General features: G+C 66.9%; 16 protein-coding genes. 5 read left to right on the top strand and 11 right to left on the bottom strand.

The genetic code is table 11. The annotated features are described in order from the left end of the window. Positions 1-121: 121 nt before the first annotated feature. The gene (gene thiL, locus K2W81_RS14570) at positions 122-1,060 is read right to left on the bottom strand and encodes a thiamine-phosphate kinase (RefSeq protein ID WP_294105596.1); all 939 of its coding nucleotides are present in this window, start codon (positions 1,058-1,060) and stop codon (positions 122-124) included. Between the two features lie 262 nt (positions 1,061-1,322). Here thiL and K2W81_RS14565 point away from each other — a divergent pair, with 262 nt between their 5' ends. Further along, positions 1,323-2,240 carry a hypothetical protein gene (locus K2W81_RS14565; protein ID WP_294105594.1) on the top strand — a complete coding sequence of 306 codons (918 nt, stop codon included), beginning with the start codon at positions 1,323-1,325 and terminating at the stop codon, positions 2,238-2,240. 214 nt (positions 2,241-2,454) lie between these two features. After that, entirely contained in the window at positions 2,455-2,625 is a 171-nt protein-coding gene (locus K2W81_RS14560) for a hypothetical protein (RefSeq protein WP_294105592.1), read from the top strand. 133 nt (positions 2,626-2,758) lie between these two features. On the opposite strand, the gene K2W81_RS14555 is transcribed toward K2W81_RS14560, so the two are convergent. From K2W81_RS14555 to hisG, 4 genes are all read right to left on the bottom strand, one after another. Then, positions 2,759-2,935: a DUF4169 family protein gene (locus K2W81_RS14555; RefSeq protein WP_294105590.1), complete on the bottom strand. Its 177-nt coding sequence runs from the start codon at positions 2,933-2,935 to the stop codon at positions 2,759-2,761. After that, positions 2,935-3,390 carry a transcription antitermination factor NusB gene (gene nusB, locus K2W81_RS14550; RefSeq protein WP_294105587.1) on the bottom strand — a complete coding sequence of 152 codons (456 nt, stop codon included), beginning with the start codon at positions 3,388-3,390 and terminating at the stop codon, positions 2,935-2,937. Before nusB ends, K2W81_RS14555 begins: the two co-directional genes overlap by 1 nt. A 129-nt stretch (positions 3,391-3,519) precedes the next feature. Then, positions 3,520-4,806: a histidinol dehydrogenase gene (gene hisD, locus K2W81_RS14545; RefSeq protein WP_294105585.1), complete on the bottom strand. Its 1,287-nt coding sequence runs from the start codon at positions 4,804-4,806 to the stop codon at positions 3,520-3,522. Position 4,807: 1 nt separating this feature from the next. Next, positions 4,808-5,455 (bottom strand): ATP phosphoribosyltransferase, encoded by a 648-nt coding sequence (gene hisG / locus K2W81_RS14540; RefSeq protein ID WP_294105602.1) that lies wholly within the window; start codon positions 5,453-5,455, stop codon positions 4,808-4,810. 67 nt (positions 5,456-5,522) lie between these two features. On the opposite strand from hisG, the gene K2W81_RS14535 reads away from it, so the two are divergent. Then, positions 5,523-6,623, top strand: coding sequence for a DUF2332 family protein (locus tag K2W81_RS14535; RefSeq protein ID WP_294105583.1), 1,101 nt, complete (start codon positions 5,523-5,525; stop codon positions 6,621-6,623). A 341-nt stretch (positions 6,624-6,964) separates the two neighbouring features. Here K2W81_RS14535 and K2W81_RS14530 read toward each other — a convergent pair whose 3' ends face one another. From K2W81_RS14530 to K2W81_RS14515, 4 genes are read right to left on the bottom strand one after another with little or no spacing between them, the layout of a single operon-like run. Beyond that, entirely contained in the window at positions 6,965-7,867 is a 903-nt protein-coding gene (locus K2W81_RS14530) for a crotonase/enoyl-CoA hydratase family protein (RefSeq protein ID WP_294105601.1), read from the bottom strand. Then, positions 7,864-8,493, bottom strand: coding sequence for an Isoquinoline 1-oxidoreductase subunit (locus tag K2W81_RS14525; RefSeq protein ID WP_294105582.1), 630 nt, complete (start codon positions 8,491-8,493; stop codon positions 7,864-7,866). The genes K2W81_RS14530 and K2W81_RS14525 overlap by 4 nt, the downstream gene beginning before the upstream one ends. Continuing rightward, positions 8,493-10,610 carry a xanthine dehydrogenase family protein molybdopterin-binding subunit gene (locus tag K2W81_RS14520; RefSeq protein ID WP_294105580.1) on the bottom strand — a complete coding sequence of 706 codons (2,118 nt, stop codon included), beginning with the start codon at positions 10,608-10,610 and terminating at the stop codon, positions 8,493-8,495. The genes K2W81_RS14525 and K2W81_RS14520 overlap by 1 nt, the downstream gene beginning before the upstream one ends. Beyond that, positions 10,607-11,086, bottom strand: coding sequence for a (2Fe-2S)-binding protein (locus tag K2W81_RS14515; protein WP_294105578.1), 480 nt, complete (start codon positions 11,084-11,086; stop codon positions 10,607-10,609). Before K2W81_RS14515 ends, K2W81_RS14520 begins: the two co-directional genes overlap by 4 nt. A gap of 151 nt (positions 11,087-11,237) precedes the next feature. Between K2W81_RS14515 and K2W81_RS14510 the strand changes: the two genes are divergently transcribed. Together K2W81_RS14510 and K2W81_RS14505 are read left to right on the top strand one after the other, a co-directional pair. Beyond that, entirely contained in the window at positions 11,238-13,724 is a 2,487-nt protein-coding gene (locus K2W81_RS14510; RefSeq protein WP_294105575.1) for a DegT/DnrJ/EryC1/StrS family aminotransferase, read from the top strand. Next, positions 13,721-14,761, top strand: a complete 1,041-nt coding sequence (locus K2W81_RS14505; protein WP_294105572.1) for a glycosyltransferase family A protein — start codon at positions 13,721-13,723, stop codon at positions 14,759-14,761. Before K2W81_RS14510 ends, K2W81_RS14505 begins: the two co-directional genes overlap by 4 nt. A 202-nt stretch (positions 14,762-14,963) precedes the next feature. Here the strand turns inward: K2W81_RS14505 and clpS are convergent, their stop codons facing one another. Then, positions 14,964-15,287 carry an ATP-dependent Clp protease adapter ClpS gene (gene clpS / locus K2W81_RS14500; protein WP_294105599.1) on the bottom strand — a complete coding sequence of 108 codons (324 nt, stop codon included), beginning with the start codon at positions 15,285-15,287 and terminating at the stop codon, positions 14,964-14,966. A gap of 202 nt (positions 15,288-15,489) precedes the next feature. After that, on the bottom strand, positions 15,490-16,368 hold the full coding sequence (gene phaP, locus K2W81_RS14495) for a phasin family protein (RefSeq protein WP_294105568.1): 879 nt from the start codon (positions 16,366-16,368) through the stop codon (positions 15,490-15,492). Between the last annotated feature and the right edge of the window lie 49 nt (positions 16,369-16,417).

Below are 16,417 nucleotides of genomic sequence, written 5' to 3'. Positions count from 1 at the left end.
CACAGACCATGGCCGCATAGACGATCAGCATCGCATTCCCCTTATCCTGCTGCCTCTGGCGGACGCCGGGCATTTTCGTTGTGGGTTCCTAGCCTCGGCGCGGCGCGATAGGCAAGCGGTGTTAGCCTGTGTGTTCGAAACCGAGACGCTGCGGCAGCGGGAGGGGGTCGGCGCCATCGACCAGCGTCAGCCCGCTGCCGGGGGCAAAACGGCCGATCGCGGTGGCGGCAACGGGCAGCGTTAGCGTGGGCGGGGCGGCGAACAGCAGTTGGTAATCATCGCCCGCCGTCGCCGCCGCGAGCCGCGCCGCGCGATCATCGCCGGAGAAGGCGCGATAGGCGGACGAAAGCGGGATCGCGGCGAGGTCGATTGTCACGCTCAGCCCGCTGGCGACCGCCATCCGCTGCGCGTCGATCAGCACGCCGTCGGACACATCCATCATCGCATGGACGTGGCGGGCGAGCGCCTGCCCCTCGGCAAGGCGCGGCTGGGGACGGCGATAGGCGGCGAGCAGGTCGGCAGGCCCGGTCTTCCCGCGCGCGATCGACAGGCCTGCGGGGTCGCCGGCCAATCGCTTCGCGATCGTCAATCCGGCTCCCCCATCGCCGATCGTACCGGTGACATAGAGTATGTCACCGGCTCGCGCGCCCGAGCGGGTCGGTGCGTGGTTGCTCTGCCCGATTGCTGTGAGCGTCAGCACGCGCGGGGCGCCCGGTGGCAGGCTGACCGTGTCGCCGCCGAGCAGCGGACATTCGAACGCAGGAAGCGCCTCGCCCAGTCCGGCCAGAAAGCCTTGGTCCCAAGCGTCGTTGCCAAGGGGATAGTTGAGCAAAACGCCAACCGGTGTTGCGCCCTTGGCGGCAAGGTCGGACAGATTCACCGCGACCAGCTTCCACGCAACATCGCCCGCCGGATCGTCGGGCAGGAAATGCACGCCCTCAACCAGCGTGTCGGTGGTGAGGATCAGGCTGCCAAGCCGCGCGCTGTCATCGCGCAGCCCTTGCGCGCCGGGGTGGAGCGGCAAGCGGCCGAGCTGGTCGAGGAAATCATCTTCGGTCATCGGGGGATGTGGTAGCGCGGCGCGGCGCGCGTGTCTGCTTGCCTCGGTGCTGGGGTCTTGGCTCCTCCACGGCGTCTTTAAGTCGTCATTAGTCCGCCGTTGCTAAGCACGAGACATGCGCTTTCCCTTTGGCAGAAAAGCCGCGAGGCCACTGACACCCGCATCGCCATCGGCGGGTGCGACCGGACCCAGTGCCGTTGACGAGTCTTTCACGTTCAGGCCGGGAGATTGCCTGAACGAAAGCGATTGCGCGCTGTTTCCGGTGCACAGCCTTTACGATCTGCTCGATGGGTATCGATTGCTTGGGCTGTCCTGGGATGGTGCGTGTGTCGAGCTCGACCCTGACAACCGGGTCGAGTGCATCGATCTTACCCGCCAGCCGGGCGGTCTGTTCGGATTGGCGAATGGGATGCCCGAAGCAGTGATGCGGCACCTCTTTCCGTCGATGGCAACCGTCGAGTCGCAATTTCCAGAACAGGATCGTGCGGACGGGCTGATCTTCCACCAATTGCTCCTGCCAGGCGAGAATTTGGAACTGCTTGCCACCACCCGCGACGGTGGTGTCGTCCGGCTCGCGCTCGCCCGCGCAGGCTATTGGCACGATCCACACCGCCGCGCGCGGGAGCTTCGCCGCGAGCAGGCGGCGGCGCAGGCAATGGCCGCAGACCAAGCCCGGCTGGAAGCCTTGCGCGCGAAGGACACAGAGGAGCGCGAAAACCGCAACCGCTGGAGATCGATCGCCGATACCGATGCAATGCTGGATGCCTGGTGCGCGCAAGCGCGCCCTGACTATCGGGCGATGGGGCAGCAATTGCGCGCCGCGCCGCCCGCTGCATGGCTTGATTTCGCCGAGCGGTACAGCTTCGACGAAGGGCTTGCGCCGCTGTTCTGGATCATCCGGCAGCCCCGGGCAGAAATCGCCGATATCTTCGAGATATTCACGATGTGCGAGCCCGATTATTTCCTCGACCCCGAAAAGCAAGCGCGCGGTGCATCGCAGATGACCGAGTATGAACTGATCGACGAGATCAAGGCGCGGGTAGACGCAGGCTTTTACAGTGTCTCCCAAGACTTCGACGGCGTTGCCGCATGGGACAATGGCGCAGTAGGCAGGCGAAACGCCGACTTCATGGCCCCCGTGCGCAACACTTTCAGGCGGCAGTTTAGCGCGCGCCCTTAGCGCATCTCCCGGTTCTCGCCGACGGTCAACAGCCTGACGAGGGACAACCCAACGGGCAAGTGACGCGGCGGAGCGTCGCGCCCCCTGGCGGGCATTGCACGCCGTTGCTCCCGGCAGAACTTCAGCGGCCCGATGCGAGTCGGGCCGGCCTTTGCGGTGCGCCTGGCTGGTTCTCGCCGCGCGCTTGCCCTCGCATGTTGTGTCTGGCGCTGTTATGATTGCCGCGATGAAGGCGGAACGCGCCCTGTTCAACGATCCGGACGCGCTGGACGATATCAAGGCCGGGCGCACCGTCCCGCAAGCCGATGTCACCGCTTGGCTGAAAAGCTGGGGGACGGCGGATGAAAAGCCCATGCCGCCCGAATGGCTAGCTACAGCGGAATGACGTTGGTTTGAATCGCCACCCATCCGTTTGCTTCAAGCGAAGTCGAGAAACGCTTGCGTGCGGCTTGGAGCTTGTTTCTCGACGTCGCTCGAAACGAGCGGGTCAAGGTAAAGTCATCCTGCTCTATCGACTGTCAGCGGTCTCGCTTGGCGCCATCCAGGGCACCGGCTTCGCGCGCCCGTTGAGCGGCAGCTTGGGCTTTTTCAGCCTTGGTGCGGCCAAAGGCGACGCGGTTCGCGGCGGCGCCTGCGGTCGCCGCATCGCGTGCCTTCGCCTTGCGCGCGGCGCGCAGGTTGATGACCTCTGCCATCAGGTCCGCACATCCTTGCTGATCGCGTCGAGCAGCCCGTTGACGAAGCCCGATTCGCGCTTGTCGTAGAAGGCATGGGCGACATCGACATATTCGGTGATGACTGCGCCCACCGGCACGTCGGCGCGCGCGATGAGTTCATAGGTGCCACAGCGCAGGATCGCCTTCATCGGCTTGTCGAGCCGGTCGAGGCTCCAGCCGCTCGCGAGTTTGGTGGTGATGAGCGAATCGATCTCCATCCCGCGCGCGAGCGCGCCCTTCACGACATCGTCGAAGAAATCGACATCGGCCTCGGCATATTCGGCGTCCTCGATCGTCGCGCCCAGCCGGTGCTGGTGGAATTCGTGGAGCAGCTGGACGAGCGGCGTCGCTTCCATGTCGTGCTGGTACAGCGCCTGAACGGCGGCGAGGCGCGCGGCGGCGCGGGCCTTGGTGCGGGGGGCGGGGCGAGTCATGACGGGTTCCATAGGGTGATAAGGGCCAATGCTAAACCCGTTCGTCCCGAGCGAAGTCGAGGGACGGGCCACAGGCCGTGCGCTCTGGGCCCGTGTCTCGACTGCGCTCGACACGAACGGTGGAAGATTTCAGCGCAATCGCAAGCTGACTGAGCGTGCATGCGCGGGCAGCCCTTCGGCGCCCGCCAGCGCCACCGCCGCCGGGCCGATCGCCGCGAGCGAGGCTGCGTCGAGCTGGAGGAAGCTGGTACGCTTCATGAAATCAAGCACCGACAGGCCCGATGAGAAACGCGCACGGCGGCCGGTGGGGAGGACGTGGTTGGGCCCGGCGACATAATCGCCGACCGCCTCGGGTGTGTGGCGGCCGAGGAAGACCGATCCGGCGTGGCGGACCTGATCGAACAGCGCCTGTGGGTTGTCGACCGCGAGTTCGAGATGTTCGGCGGCGAGGCGATCGACCAGCGGCATCGCTTCGGCGAAGTCGCGCACGAGGATGATCGCGCCATTCGCGTCCCATGCCGCTCGTGCGACCGCTTCGGTGGCGAGCGTTGTCAGTTGCGTCTCGACGGCAGCGGCGACGCGGTCGGCGAACCCGGCGTCATCGGTGAACAGGATCGACTGGCTGGTCGGGTCATGCTCGGACTGGCTGAGCAGGTCGGCGGCGATCCACTCGGGGTCGTTGGCGCCGTCGGCAACGACAACGATTTCGCTGGGACCCGCGACCATGTCGATGCCGACGACGCCGTAGAGCTGGCGTTTGGCCTCGGCGACCCAGGCATTGCCGGGGCCGGTGATGACATCGACCGGGGCGATGCGGTCGGTGCCATAAGCGAGTGCGGCGACGGCCTGCGCGCCGCCGATCCGCCACACTTCGTCGACCCCGGCGATGTGGGCGGCAGCAAGCACCAGCGGGTTGATCTCACCCTTGGGCGTCGGCGTGACCATCACGAGCCGGTCGACGCCGGCGACCTTCGCGGGAATCGCGTTCATCAGCACCGAGCTGGGATAGGCCGCGCGCCCGCCGGGGACGTACACCCCCGCTGCCGCGACGGCGGACCAGCGCGCGCCGAGGCGAACGCCTGCGTCGTCGACCGAGTCGCTGTTTTCGGGGCGCTGCCTGGCGTGATAGGTGCGGATGCGAGCGGCGGCGAGATCGAGCGCGGCGCGCAGATCGGGTTCAAGTGCTTCATAGGCCGCGCGACAATCGGCGAGGTTGATCGTCCAGCCCGATGCGGCGAGATCGTGCCCGTCGAAGCGCTGCGTCAGCTCGGCGACGGCGGCATCGCCTTCGTCGCGGACGCGCGCGATGATCGCCGCCACGTCGCGCGCGACGCCGCTATCGGCTTCGCGCCGTGCACTCACGAGTGCGGTGAAATCACTCGCGAAACCGGCATCGGCGGTGGACAAGCGGATCATGTCAGGCAACCGCCTTTCGGAACGCATCGACCAGCGGCACCACGCGCTCGCGGGTCTTGAACGCGGCGCGGTTGACGATCAGGCGGCTGGTGACTTCGGCGATCACTTCGACTTCGACGAGGCCGTTTTCCGCCAGCGTCCGCCCCGAACTGACCAGATCGACGATCCGCGGCGCAAGGCCGAGCGTCGGCGCCAGTTCCATCGCGCCGTTCAATTTCACGCATTCGGCCTGCACGCCGCGGCTCGCGAAATGCGCTTTGGTGAGGTGCGGATATTTGGTCGCGACGCGGACATGGCTCCAGCCGCGCGGATCGTCTTGCGCCGCCATCGCGGCGGGCTCGGCGACCGAAATACGGCAGCGGCCGATGCCGAGATCGACGGGGGCGTAAAGCTCCGAATAATCGAATTCCATCAGCACGTCCGACCCGACAATGCCAAGCTGCGCGGCGCCGTGCGCGACGAAAGTCGCGACATCGAACGCGCGGACGCGGATCAGCTCGATCCCCGGATCACTAGTGGTGAAGCGCAACGCGCGCGAGTCCTCGTCGGCGAACGCCGCTTCGGGCACGATTCCGGCGCGCGCGAGCAGCGGCAGCGCCTCGCCGAGGATGCGGCCTTTCGGTACAGCGATGATGAGCGGATCGTTGATCGGATCTGGCATAAGTCGTGCGGCCTTAGTTGGGGACGTGCGGCGGCGCAACAAGTGGAGGACGGAGATGGCAAGCGAAGAAACGGTGCGCGGCGCCTTCATGATCCAGGAATATTATTGCCGGAGCATGGACGCGCCGATTTATGCGCGGCTGTGCGAAGCGATTGCGACCGGGCTGACGCGTGAGAGTCGGGTCGGGGCGCGCATCCTCGACTGGCCGGGCGAGCCGACGCGCGACGCGCTACCTTTGCGGTTCATTGGCGGGCTGCATGCACTGGTCCGCGCCGGCGCCGATGACGATCTGACGGCGATTTTCGATGGCAGCCTGACCGGCTTGGCGGAAATCGCCGCGGCGCTCAACCGCGCGCTATTGCAGCACGATGACGCGCTGCTGCCGTGGCTCGACGGGCCACCCCAGACCAACGAGCCGGGGCGGTCGGCGGCGCTGATGACCGGGCTGATCGAGGTCGCGCGGACCTGCGGGCCGAAGCTTGAGCTGCTCGAAATCGGCTCGAGCGGCGGGCTTAATTTGCTGATAGATCGCTATCGCTTCGATCTCGGCGGGGCGTTTGTCGGCCCGGCCGAGGCGCCGGTGACGATCACCCCCGAGTGGCGCGGCGCCACGCCTGCCATCCCGCCGATCGAGATCGTGTCGAAGCGCGGCTGCGACATTCAGCCGCTCAATGTCACCGATCCGGCGATCGAGGACCGGCTGGCGGCCTATGTCTGGGCCGAAAAGCCCGAGCGGCTGGCGCGGCTGAAGACCGCAATCGCGATGGTGCGCGCGCATGGCGTGCGCCTGGAGCAAGCCGATGCCGCCGATTGGGTTGAGGCGCGGCTCGCCGAACCGCAGGCAGCGGGCGTTACGCGCGTGCTCATGCATTCGGTGGTGTGGCAATATCTGCCCGAGCCGGTCGCCCAGCGCATCCGGGCAGCAATGGCGACGGCGGGCACGGCGGCGACGGACGAGCGTCCGCTCGCCTGGGTGGCGATGGAGCCCGACCGCGCGCTTGCCGAGCAGGTCGTAACGGTGCGGACCTGGCCCGGCGGCCCGCGCGAGATCGTCGCAACCGCCCATGCGCATGCGACTTGGGTCAAGCCGGGGCTGCCCGAAGCCGGGCGTGAGGGCCATGCGCTGGTCGATGGGGCGGCTAGGGTCGGGTTTTAGACTGGTTCATGCGGCGGCGGTGAGCCCTTTTTGGGAACTTGTTGCCGGGTAGTGGCGCAAAAAAACAAGCGAATGGCCCGGGTGCGGCGGTCGATTTAGTTCACGCGAAGAGCGCGAAGAGAAATAAGGGCGCGAAGAAGCGAAGGATGTTTAGGCCGCTGGGCGGCGTTTGGCGCAACGCATCTTCGCGAACTTTGCGCTCTTCCTTCTTCGCGGTCTTCGCGTGAGAGAATTTTCTCACACAAAGACGCAAAGACACGAAGTTTAGGAGTTTGAAGCCGCTGCGCGGCGATGGCGCGCTACTTCTTCTTTGCGTCTTCGAGGCTTTGTGTGAGCAAAAATCAACGCCAGCCAGGCGCGTCGAACCATCCGTCGACGCGCGGCCATTCGTCGCTCACTCGGTCGGTAAACACCCCGTCGCGTTTTTCGAGGAACGACATCACGCCTTCTTTCGCATCGGCGCCGCCGCCGCGCAGCCAGACCGCGCGGCTGTCGATGCGGTGGGCGTCCATCGGGTGCGCGGCGCCCAGCATCCCCCACAGCATCCGCCGGGTGAGCGCGACCGACACTGGCGCGCTGTCGGACGTCAATTCCAACGCCAACGCGTGGGCGGCGGGGAGCAGATCGTCGCCAGCATGAACCGAGCGCACCAGCCCGCCGTTGAGCGCTTCGTCGGCGCCGAACACTTTCCCCGAATAGCACCACTCAAGCGCCTGGCCGATGCCGACAAGGCGCGGCAGGAACCAGCTCGATGCCGCCTCGGGCACGATCCCGCGCCTTGCGAAAACGAAGCCGAAGCGCGCGGTGTCGCTCGCGAGCCGGAAATCCATCGGCAGCAGCATCGTCGCGCCAATGCCGACCGCCGCGCCGTTGATCGCGCCGATCACCGGTTTGAGTGAGTCGAAAATCCGCAAGGTCACTCGCCCGCCCGAATCGCGCACGTCCTCATGCGCGAAGTCGACCGCGCCATCGGCCTGCACCGGCCCGTCATCGCCGCGCGTCATACCAGCTTGGGCATAATCGAAGGTCGCCGCCCCCTCCGCCAGATCGGCGCCCGCGCAGAACGCCTTGCCCGCGCCCGTCACGATGACCGCCCGCACGGCGTCATCGGCGTCGGTCGCGTCGAACGCCGCGATCAGATCGGCCATCATCTGGCCGGTGAAGGCATTCATCCGTTCGGGCCGGTCGAGCGTGATCGTCGCAATCCCTTCGGCAATCTCCAGCCGGATCGTCTCGAAGCTCAGGCCGGGCACTTGGCGCCGCTGTCGATCCACGCCCTGGTCAGCGCCCCGAACTGCGCCTGCGTGCCGGGGGCGGGGGTGCGACCGAGCCCTGGATGCCAGCCCCAGCCGACGAGCGCGTCCTTGCCATTATGCTCAACGAGCGCGGCGAGCGGTTTGCCGCCGTTGCGCTTCACATCCTTCAACTGCGCGCAGATCGCCGCTAGCGACTTGCCCTCCCACGCCATCGACGCGGGCGCGAGCTGCCAATGCGGCGCGCCCGGAATGCTGCCCTCGCCATTCACGAAAGCGACATTGGCAGCGCCGTGGCAGGTCGCGCATTCCATCCCCGGCGCGCCCTGATCGGCAGGTCCGCGCACCACGGGCGGCATATGCGCGACCATCTCGTCACCCTGACGCGGGCGGTCGCTGCGCGGGTGGCAATTGAGGCAGCGGGGCGATTGGATGACCTTGCCCATTTCGGTGAAGATCGCCGCCGAGCGTGCCGCCGGATCGGCAATCGACGCGAAGTCGGCGGGGGCCTTCAGCGGCACTTGCGGGGTCGCTTGCATGTCAGCGCGGGCCAGCACCGCGATCGGCAGCGCGAGCGCGGCAAGGCCGAGCGCGATCAGGCCATGAACGGGCTTCATCACGCATTCTCCTCGGCGGCGAAGGGCAGTCGGCGGACGCTGCGACCCGTCAGCTTGCGCCACGCATTGGCAACGGCAGGGGCGATCGGCGGCAAGCCGGGCTCGCCGACGCCGGTCGGGTTTTCGGTCGACTTGATGATCGACACCTCGACCGCGGGCATTTCGTTGATCCGCAGCGAACGATAGCTGTCGAAATTGCCCTGCGCGATGCGCCCGCCGTCGCCGAGCACCAGTTCGGCATAAAGCGCGTGGCCAAGGCCGTAGCCGATCCCGCTTTCCATCTGCGCGCGGATGACATTGGGGTTGATCGGCGTGCCGCAATCGACTGCGCACCAGATTTTGTGGACCTTGGGCAAGCCGTCGGCGCCCTTCGACACTTCGGCGATTTGCGCGACATAGCTGCCGAAGCTCTTGTGAAACGCCACGCCGCGCGCGCGACCCGAGGGAACGGCGCCGCCCCATTTGGCGATTTCAGCAACGCGGTTGAGCACCGCCTTTGCCCGCGCGTCCTTCAACAGCGCGAGCCGCCCCGCGACCGGATCGCGGCCCGAGAGCGCGAACAGATCGTCGAGAAAGGCTTCGCTGGCATAGGCGGTGTGCGTGTGGCCGACCGAGCGCCACCAGAGCGTCGGCACGCCATTGGCCATTTTGGCGACGCCGATGCGGGCATTGGCGAAGCTATAGTCGTCGGGGCCGCAGCCTTCATACATGCCATCGTCGATCGCATCGCCGGGGGTGGCGACGAACGGTTGGACCGCGACCCGCTGATCCCAGCCGATGATATCGCCCTTGGCATCAATGCCGCCGCGCAAGCGGTGGACGGTGATCGGGCGATAGCGCCCGCCGCGAATGTCATTCTCGCGCGTCCAGAGATGCTTGACCGCCGACGACGGCGCATTGGCGGCGATCGTGCCCGCTTCGACCGCAAAGTCCGAACCCGGTTGCGCGCGGCGCCCGAAGCTGCCGCCCGCAAATTGCTGCTTGAGCGTCATATTCTCGAACGGGATGCCGAGCGCCTTGGCGACGGCGCGCGTTTCGCCGACCTGAAACTGGCTGCCCATGTACAGATTGGCGCGGTCGCCCTGGCGCTCGATCACCGCGTCGAGTGGTTCCATCGGCGCGTGGGCGAGGAAGGGGAAGAAATAGGTCGCGTCGATCGTCTTGGTGGCACCCTTCAGTGCCCCCTCGACGTCTCCGACTTTCATCGCTTCCTTGCCGGGCGCCTGCACGGCTTGCGCATAAGTGCGGAACAGGTCGTCGCTCGACCGCGTCTCGGCCTTGGTCAAATCCCACTCGACCTTCAGCGCATTTCGGCCCTTGATCGCGGCGAAACTGTCCTTGGCGTAGACGACGACACCTTGCGGGATCGCCTTCACCGCGACGACACCCGGCATCGCGCGCGTGGCGCTATCGTCGACCGCCTTTACCGTGGCGCCGAACGCGGGCGGGTGGAGGATCGCCGAATGGACCATGTTGGCGACGGCGATGTCCATCGTGAACGTGGCCGAGCCGTCGGTCTTGGCGCGGGTATCGAGCTTGGGCAGATCGGTGCCGATTAGCGTGAACTGGTCGTGCGTCTTGAGCTTGGGCGCGGTCGGCACCGGCAGCCCGGCCGCATCGGCGGCGAGCTCCCCAAAGCGCGCCTTGTGATGCGCGCCGTGGCTGACGACGCCCTTTGATACCTTGATGTCGGATGCGGGGACGCCCCAGCGCTTGGCGGCAGCGTCGACCAGCATCGCGCGCGCGGCGGCACCGGCGTTTCGCATCTGCATCCAGCTATTGGCCATCGCGGTCGAGCCGCCGGTGCCCATCGTGCCGAACGCCAGATTCTTGTAGAGCGGGTCATTGGCGGGCGAGAATGCCATCCGCATCTGCGCCCAGTCGGCGTCGAGCTCATCGGCGAGGATCGTGGTGAGGCCGGTCGACGGCCCCTGGCCGAATTCGACATGCTTGATGATGACGGTGACCGTGTCGTCGGCGGCGATCCGGACAAAGGCATTGGGCTGGAACGGTGCGCCGGTGGCGGCAGCGGCGGCGGCACGCCCCATCGGCAGCGCGAGGCCGATGACGAGCCCTGAAGCGGCGAGGAAATCGCGGCGGCTGGCTTCGATCGTCATGCCTTGGCTCCCTTGGTTGCAGGCAGCTTGGCGGCGGCGTTGTGGATCGCCTGCCGCACCCGGACATAGGTTGCGCAGCGGCAGATATTGCCCGCCATCGCATTGTCGATGTCGGTATCTGTCGGCTTGGGCACCGCGCTCAGCAGCCCGATCGCCGACATCACCTGACCCGATTGGCAGAAGCCGCATTGCGGCACGTCGATGGCGATCCACGCAGCTTTCACCGCCTCGGCGACCTTGCCCGATGCGCCTTCGATCGTCGTGACCTTGCGGCCCGCGACGGTGGCGATCGGTGTGACGCACGACCGCCGGGTCTTGCCGTCGAGATGGACCGTGCACGCGCCGCACTGGGCGATGCCGCAGCCATATTTGGTGCCGGTCTGGCCGAGATGATCGCGCAATACCCACAGGAGCGGGGTGTCGGGATCGCCGTCGAAGCGCGCGGGCGCGCCGTTCAGGGTGAAATCAACCGCCATCCACGCTCTCCCTGTCGTCCCGCGACCGCCAGCAACTATCGCAATGGCGGAATCGTTCCAACCGCAATCGCACCGTGTAACGGGTTTTTAGGCACCTCGGCGCTAGGCTTCGCCCCTATTCCATACGCTTGCGCCAAGGCTCTGCAGGACGATGACCGACTATCCGTTGATTGCCCCGCGACCGCCGCGCCTGAGCGCGCATCTGGACGATCTCGCGCGGCTTGAGGCATCGGGCATTTACAGCAATTCGGGGCCGGAAGTGCGCGCGTTTGAGGCCGAAGCGACGCAGCAATTGTTCGGCGGGCATGGCGCGACGCTGACGGTCGCCAATGCCACGCTCGGGCTGTTGCTCGCGATTCGGCAGGCGGCGGGGTGGTTGCCCGAGCCGGGATCGCTGGCGATTGTCCCAAGCTTCACCTTTGCGGCCACCGCGCAAGCCGCACTCTGGGCGGGGCTGACGCCGCTGATCTGCGACATCGACCCCGACGACTGGTCGGCCTGCGCGCGCGCCGAGGAGCGGTTGCTGAGCCATTATGGCAAGCGCGTGTCGGTGATTGTGCCTTACGCGACCTTCGGCAACGCGATCGATCTTGAGCGCTATGAGTGGCTCCAGCAGCGGTACAATGTCGGCGTCGTGATCGATGCCGCCGCCTCGCTCGGTGCGCTCGATGTCGACGGCGTGGGGTTCGGGGCAAATGCGCCGTTCGCGGTGGTGTTTTCGATGCACGCGACCAAAACTTTTGCGGTCGCGGAAGGGGGCCTCGTCCATTCGGGTAGTGCCGCGCTGATTGAAACGATCCGGTCGATGGCCAATTTCGGCTTTCAGGGCAGTCGTAGCGCGGCGATGCCGGGGATTAATGCCAAGCTGCCTGAATTGCTCGGGCTCGCTGCGCGGCTGAAGCTCGGCGAGTTTGAGGGGATCGCCGCCAATCGGTCAGCGATCGAAGCGGCGTATCGCGACGCGCTGGGCGATTTCCAGCTCCAGCGGCCCTATGGCACGCGCCGCGCGATGCAGTTCATGCCGGTGCTGTTGCCTGAGCCGCTGGCCCGGCGCCGCGCCGATATCGTCGCGGGTCTTGGCGATGTGGGTGTGCAGGCGGGGCAATATTTCAGCCCGCATCTCGCCGAGCAGCCCTTCTTCAAGGCGAGCGCGATCATCGAGCCGACGCCGGTTGCCGATGCCGTCGCGCGGCGGGTGATCTCGCTGCCGATCACCGATGCGATGACGCCTGCCGACGCGGTAGAGATTGCCGCGCGCTTCAAGGCCGTGTGCGCGCGTGATGCGCGGCCCGCGACGCTGCCGGCGCGCGCGCGGCGCCTGGCGGTCGCCAAGACGGTGATGATCGGCGCGGGGCCTGCGGGCACCGCAGTGCTGACCGCCGCGTCGAAGCATGGGCGGCTCGCCGATTTCGCGGCGGGGCTGGTGGTGATCGACCGCGACGATGTGATCGGGCGCGGCCAACTCGGGCGCTATGCGATTACCTCGGACAGCACGGCGACGACGTTCCTGAGTGCGGTCAAGGACAACCCGCACCCCGAACTCGCGGCGATCGAGGAGCATCCCGCCGCGCGCACCGTGCGGCGCTTCACCGATGCGATGGGTGTGCCACTGGTCGATGCCGGGCCTTTGGTGCGCGCGACCGGCGAGCGGCTCGGCGCGCTGGTCGAGCGCCACGGCGGATCGGTGCTGACCGGGCATGAAGTCCTCGGCGCCGATCGCACCGGTGACGGCTTGTGGCGCGTGCGCATTCGCGCGCGGGCAAGCGGGCGCGAATTTGAGCAGTTGAGCGAATCGATTATCGTCGCCACCGGTGGCTATCAGCCGATCGACCGGATCGCCGCGCAGCGTGTCGCAGGCGCGCCGCTGGTGGCGCTGGCGGGTGACCGGCTGTTGCAGTCGGACGAAGTGCTGGGGCTGGGCGGGATGGCGAAGGTCGCCGATCTGCTGAGCGCCAAGCGCGCGCCGCGCGTCGCGGTGATCGGCGGGTCGACGAGCGCGGTCGCGACGGTCGCGCTGCTGCTGAAGACGGTCCCGGCGCTGCCGTTTGGCGCGGGCGGCATTACGCTGCTGCACCGCCGTCCGTTGCGGCCCTTCTACCCCTCGGTGGCCGCTGCGCATGAGGATGGCTTCACCGATTTCGGCCCTGCCGACATCTGCCCGGTGTCGGGCTTTGTCTATCGCCTTGCCGGTTTCCGGCTCGAAGCGCGCGAGCTGGTGCTGCGGATGCTCGGCGTCGGCGGCCGTGCGCCCGAACCGCGCGTCGCGCTGCACCAGATTGCAGGCGATGATGATGCCGAGGCGCAGGCGATCCTGCAGGACGTCGATCTGGTCGTCGCAGCACTTGGCTATCGCCCGCATGCGCTGCCGCTCCACGATGCCGGCGGCCGTCCGATCGCGCTGGCCGCCGATCGCGGCGCGGCGATGGTCGACCGGCATTGCCGCATCGTCGCCGCTGACGGCCAGCCGATCGCGGGTGCTTTTGGTATCGGGCTCGCCGCAGGGTTCGTGCCCTGGGGCAAGCTCGGCGGCGAGCCGAGCTTTCACGGGCAGGCCAATGGCCTGTGGCAATGGCAGAACGACGTCGGGCTGATGATCGTCGAACAAGTGCTGCAATCGGCCGCACGGGCGGTCGCGTGACGCCTGTCGTCTCGGTGATCATGGCCGCCTATAATGGCGCAGGCCTGATTGGCGAGACGATCGCCAGCCTGAAGGCGCAGACCTTCAGCGATTTCGAAGTCGTGATCGTCGATGACTGCTCGACCGATACCACCCGCGATGTGCTGCGCGCGATCGACGACCCGCGCTTTCGCGTCATCGAGGCCGAGGTTAACCAAGGCCCGGTGCGCACGCGGAATCGCGCGGTCGCCGCCGCGGGCGGGCGGTATCTGGCGGCGCTCGATCAGGACGATCTCTGTGCGCCGACGCGGTTCGCGGAACAGGTGCGCTGGCTCGACGCCAATCCTGACGCCGTGCTTGTTGCGAGCGCGACCGACGTGCTGATCGACGGCACTGTCCGGCCCTCGACCTTGCCGGCGGTGACGACGCCCGCGCTGGTCGACTGGATGCTGTGGATTTCGAACCCGCTGGTCTGGTCATCGGTGATGATCCGGGCGGATGCGGCGCGGCGGCTCGACCCGTTTACCCGGCCCGAGCTGCTCTATGCCGAAGATTTCGATCTGTACCACCGGCTGCGCACGCTGGGGCGAATCGCGCGGATCGACACGCCGCTGCTGACCTACCGCAGCCACTGCGGCGGCGCGTCGCAGCGCTTCACCGATACGATGCTCGCGAGCGCGAGCCAGGTGCTGGCGGCGCGCTATGCCGAGGTGTTCGGGGAGGCTGCGATCGATCGCGCGCGGCTGGTCGTCGCGCATGTGATGCAGCGCGCGCCGGTGTCCGACCGCGCGACGCTGGCGCTGCTGGGTGAGACGTTGGTCACGCTGCAAGCCGCCTTTGTCGCGCAGACCGCGCCATCGCCCGACGACCGCAAGCTGATCCGCTGGGAAACCGCGCGGCTCTGGGCGCGACTCGGGCGCGCGGGGCTGCGCGCGGGGCGGCTGAAACTGACCGATGCGGTGACAGTGCGGCCCGATCACCTTGGACTAGGCTATGCCGGGGTCGAATCCTTGCTGGTATCGGCAGCAATTGGCCAGTTGCGCCCGCGCCGTTCCTGATCGAACGACAATCGGCCGCAAGTTTTTGCAAAAAGGGCGCAGAGAAATCGCCCGACGCCTTCGAAACGACCCGATAGTCGATTATAGTGGCGGTGTCGTTGGTTTAGCCCCCCTAGCCGACGATTGGCACGGCGGCGTCTGGTGACTCCCCCCCTCGTCCAGGCGCCGCCCAAGCAGCTTTAATTTCGGGATCAGACCCGCGTCACGCCTTTTCGAGCGTGCATTGCAGCGGGTGTTGGTTCTGGCGGGCGAAATCCATCACCTGGCTGACCTTGGTCTCGGCGACTTCATAGGTGAACACGCCGCACACGCCGACGCCCTTTTGGTGGACGTGGAGCATCACCCGCGTCGCTTCCTCGATGCTCATCCGGAAGAAGCGCTGAAGGCACAGCACCACGAATTCCATCGGCGTATAATCGTCGTTGAGCATCAGCACGCGGTACGGCGTCGGCCGCTTGGTGCGCGAGCGGGTGCGCGTCGCGATGCCAAGGCCGGTGCCTTCGTCGTCGTCGCGGCGTTCGGCCATCGCGGTGGTGGGGGTGGGATGATCGATCATGTGAGGATGAAAATATGGCACGCCGGGGGGCTTCGGCAAGGGGGAAGCGATGCGATCGGATGCTGGGCACGCGATTCATGGCCGAAAGCCCGTAGCGCACAACGCAAAAGGGGCGGCAGCTCGCAAGCCACCGCCCCTTGTTGATCGTCGCGACGCCGTAGCGTCGGGTCGATTATGCGCCGACCTTGATCTTTTCAGCCGCAACCGCAACGCGGTTCGAGATCGGCTGTGCGACGTCACCGGCGAGCTTCAGCATCGCTTCGGTGGTCTTCGAGGTTTCAGCAACCAGGCTGTCGAACGTGGTGCGCACGAAATCGCTCTGCAGCTTCATGAAATCGGCCGGGGTCTTGACCGACGCGAGGTCGCGCATCGCGGCAGTCGCGCCTTCGAACGACTTGCGCGTGTAATCGGCAGCTTCCTGGCCCATCGTTTCGATGCCCTTGGCAGCAATCTTCGACGATTCGACGAGGGCTTCGACGTTGCCCTTGCTGAAGTCGTTCATGTCGGCGAACAGCTGGGTGCTCTTTTCGACGGCGGCCTTGGTGCGCTCGTTCATGTCGACGAACAGGGCCTGGGTCTTTTCGGTGGCGGTGTGAATGGCGTTTTCCATGGTGACATTGACCTTTTTGGTTGAGAGGAGAGGTGCCTTGACTGCGGGGGCAGTCGCGGCGGCAGGCGTAATGACGGGGGCAGGAACAGGGGTCGGCGCGGCGACGGGTGCGGCGACCGGTGCTGCGACGACGGGCGCCGCGACGACTTCGGCGACGGGCGCCGCGACGACTTCGGCCACCGGCGCTGCGACCACCGGTGCCGCAACCGCGACCGGGGCGACTTCAGGGGCAGGCGAGGCGATCACCGGCTCGGCAACGACCGGCTTGGCAACCGGCGCTGCGACTGGCTTTGGCGCGATCGCAGCAGGCTTGATCGCCTTGGGGGCGGTCGGCTTGGCGACCTTGGCCGTCACCGTCTTCGGCGCGGCGACAGCCTCAGCCTTGACGGCAGGGGCGGCGCGCTTGGTCGGCGTGCCCGATTTGGGACCTTTGGTTGCCATGCGGCGCTCCTGATAGCTTCGTTGCTGCACTGCAATATAATGCACTGCG

It is taken from the genome of Sphingomonas sp., assembly GCF_019749955.1.
Taxonomy (GTDB): domain Bacteria; phylum Pseudomonadota; class Alphaproteobacteria; order Sphingomonadales; family Sphingomonadaceae; genus Sphingomonas.
The sequence above is the reverse complement of the archived record's forward strand: the minus strand, read 5'-3'. Positions and strand labels throughout refer to the sequence as shown.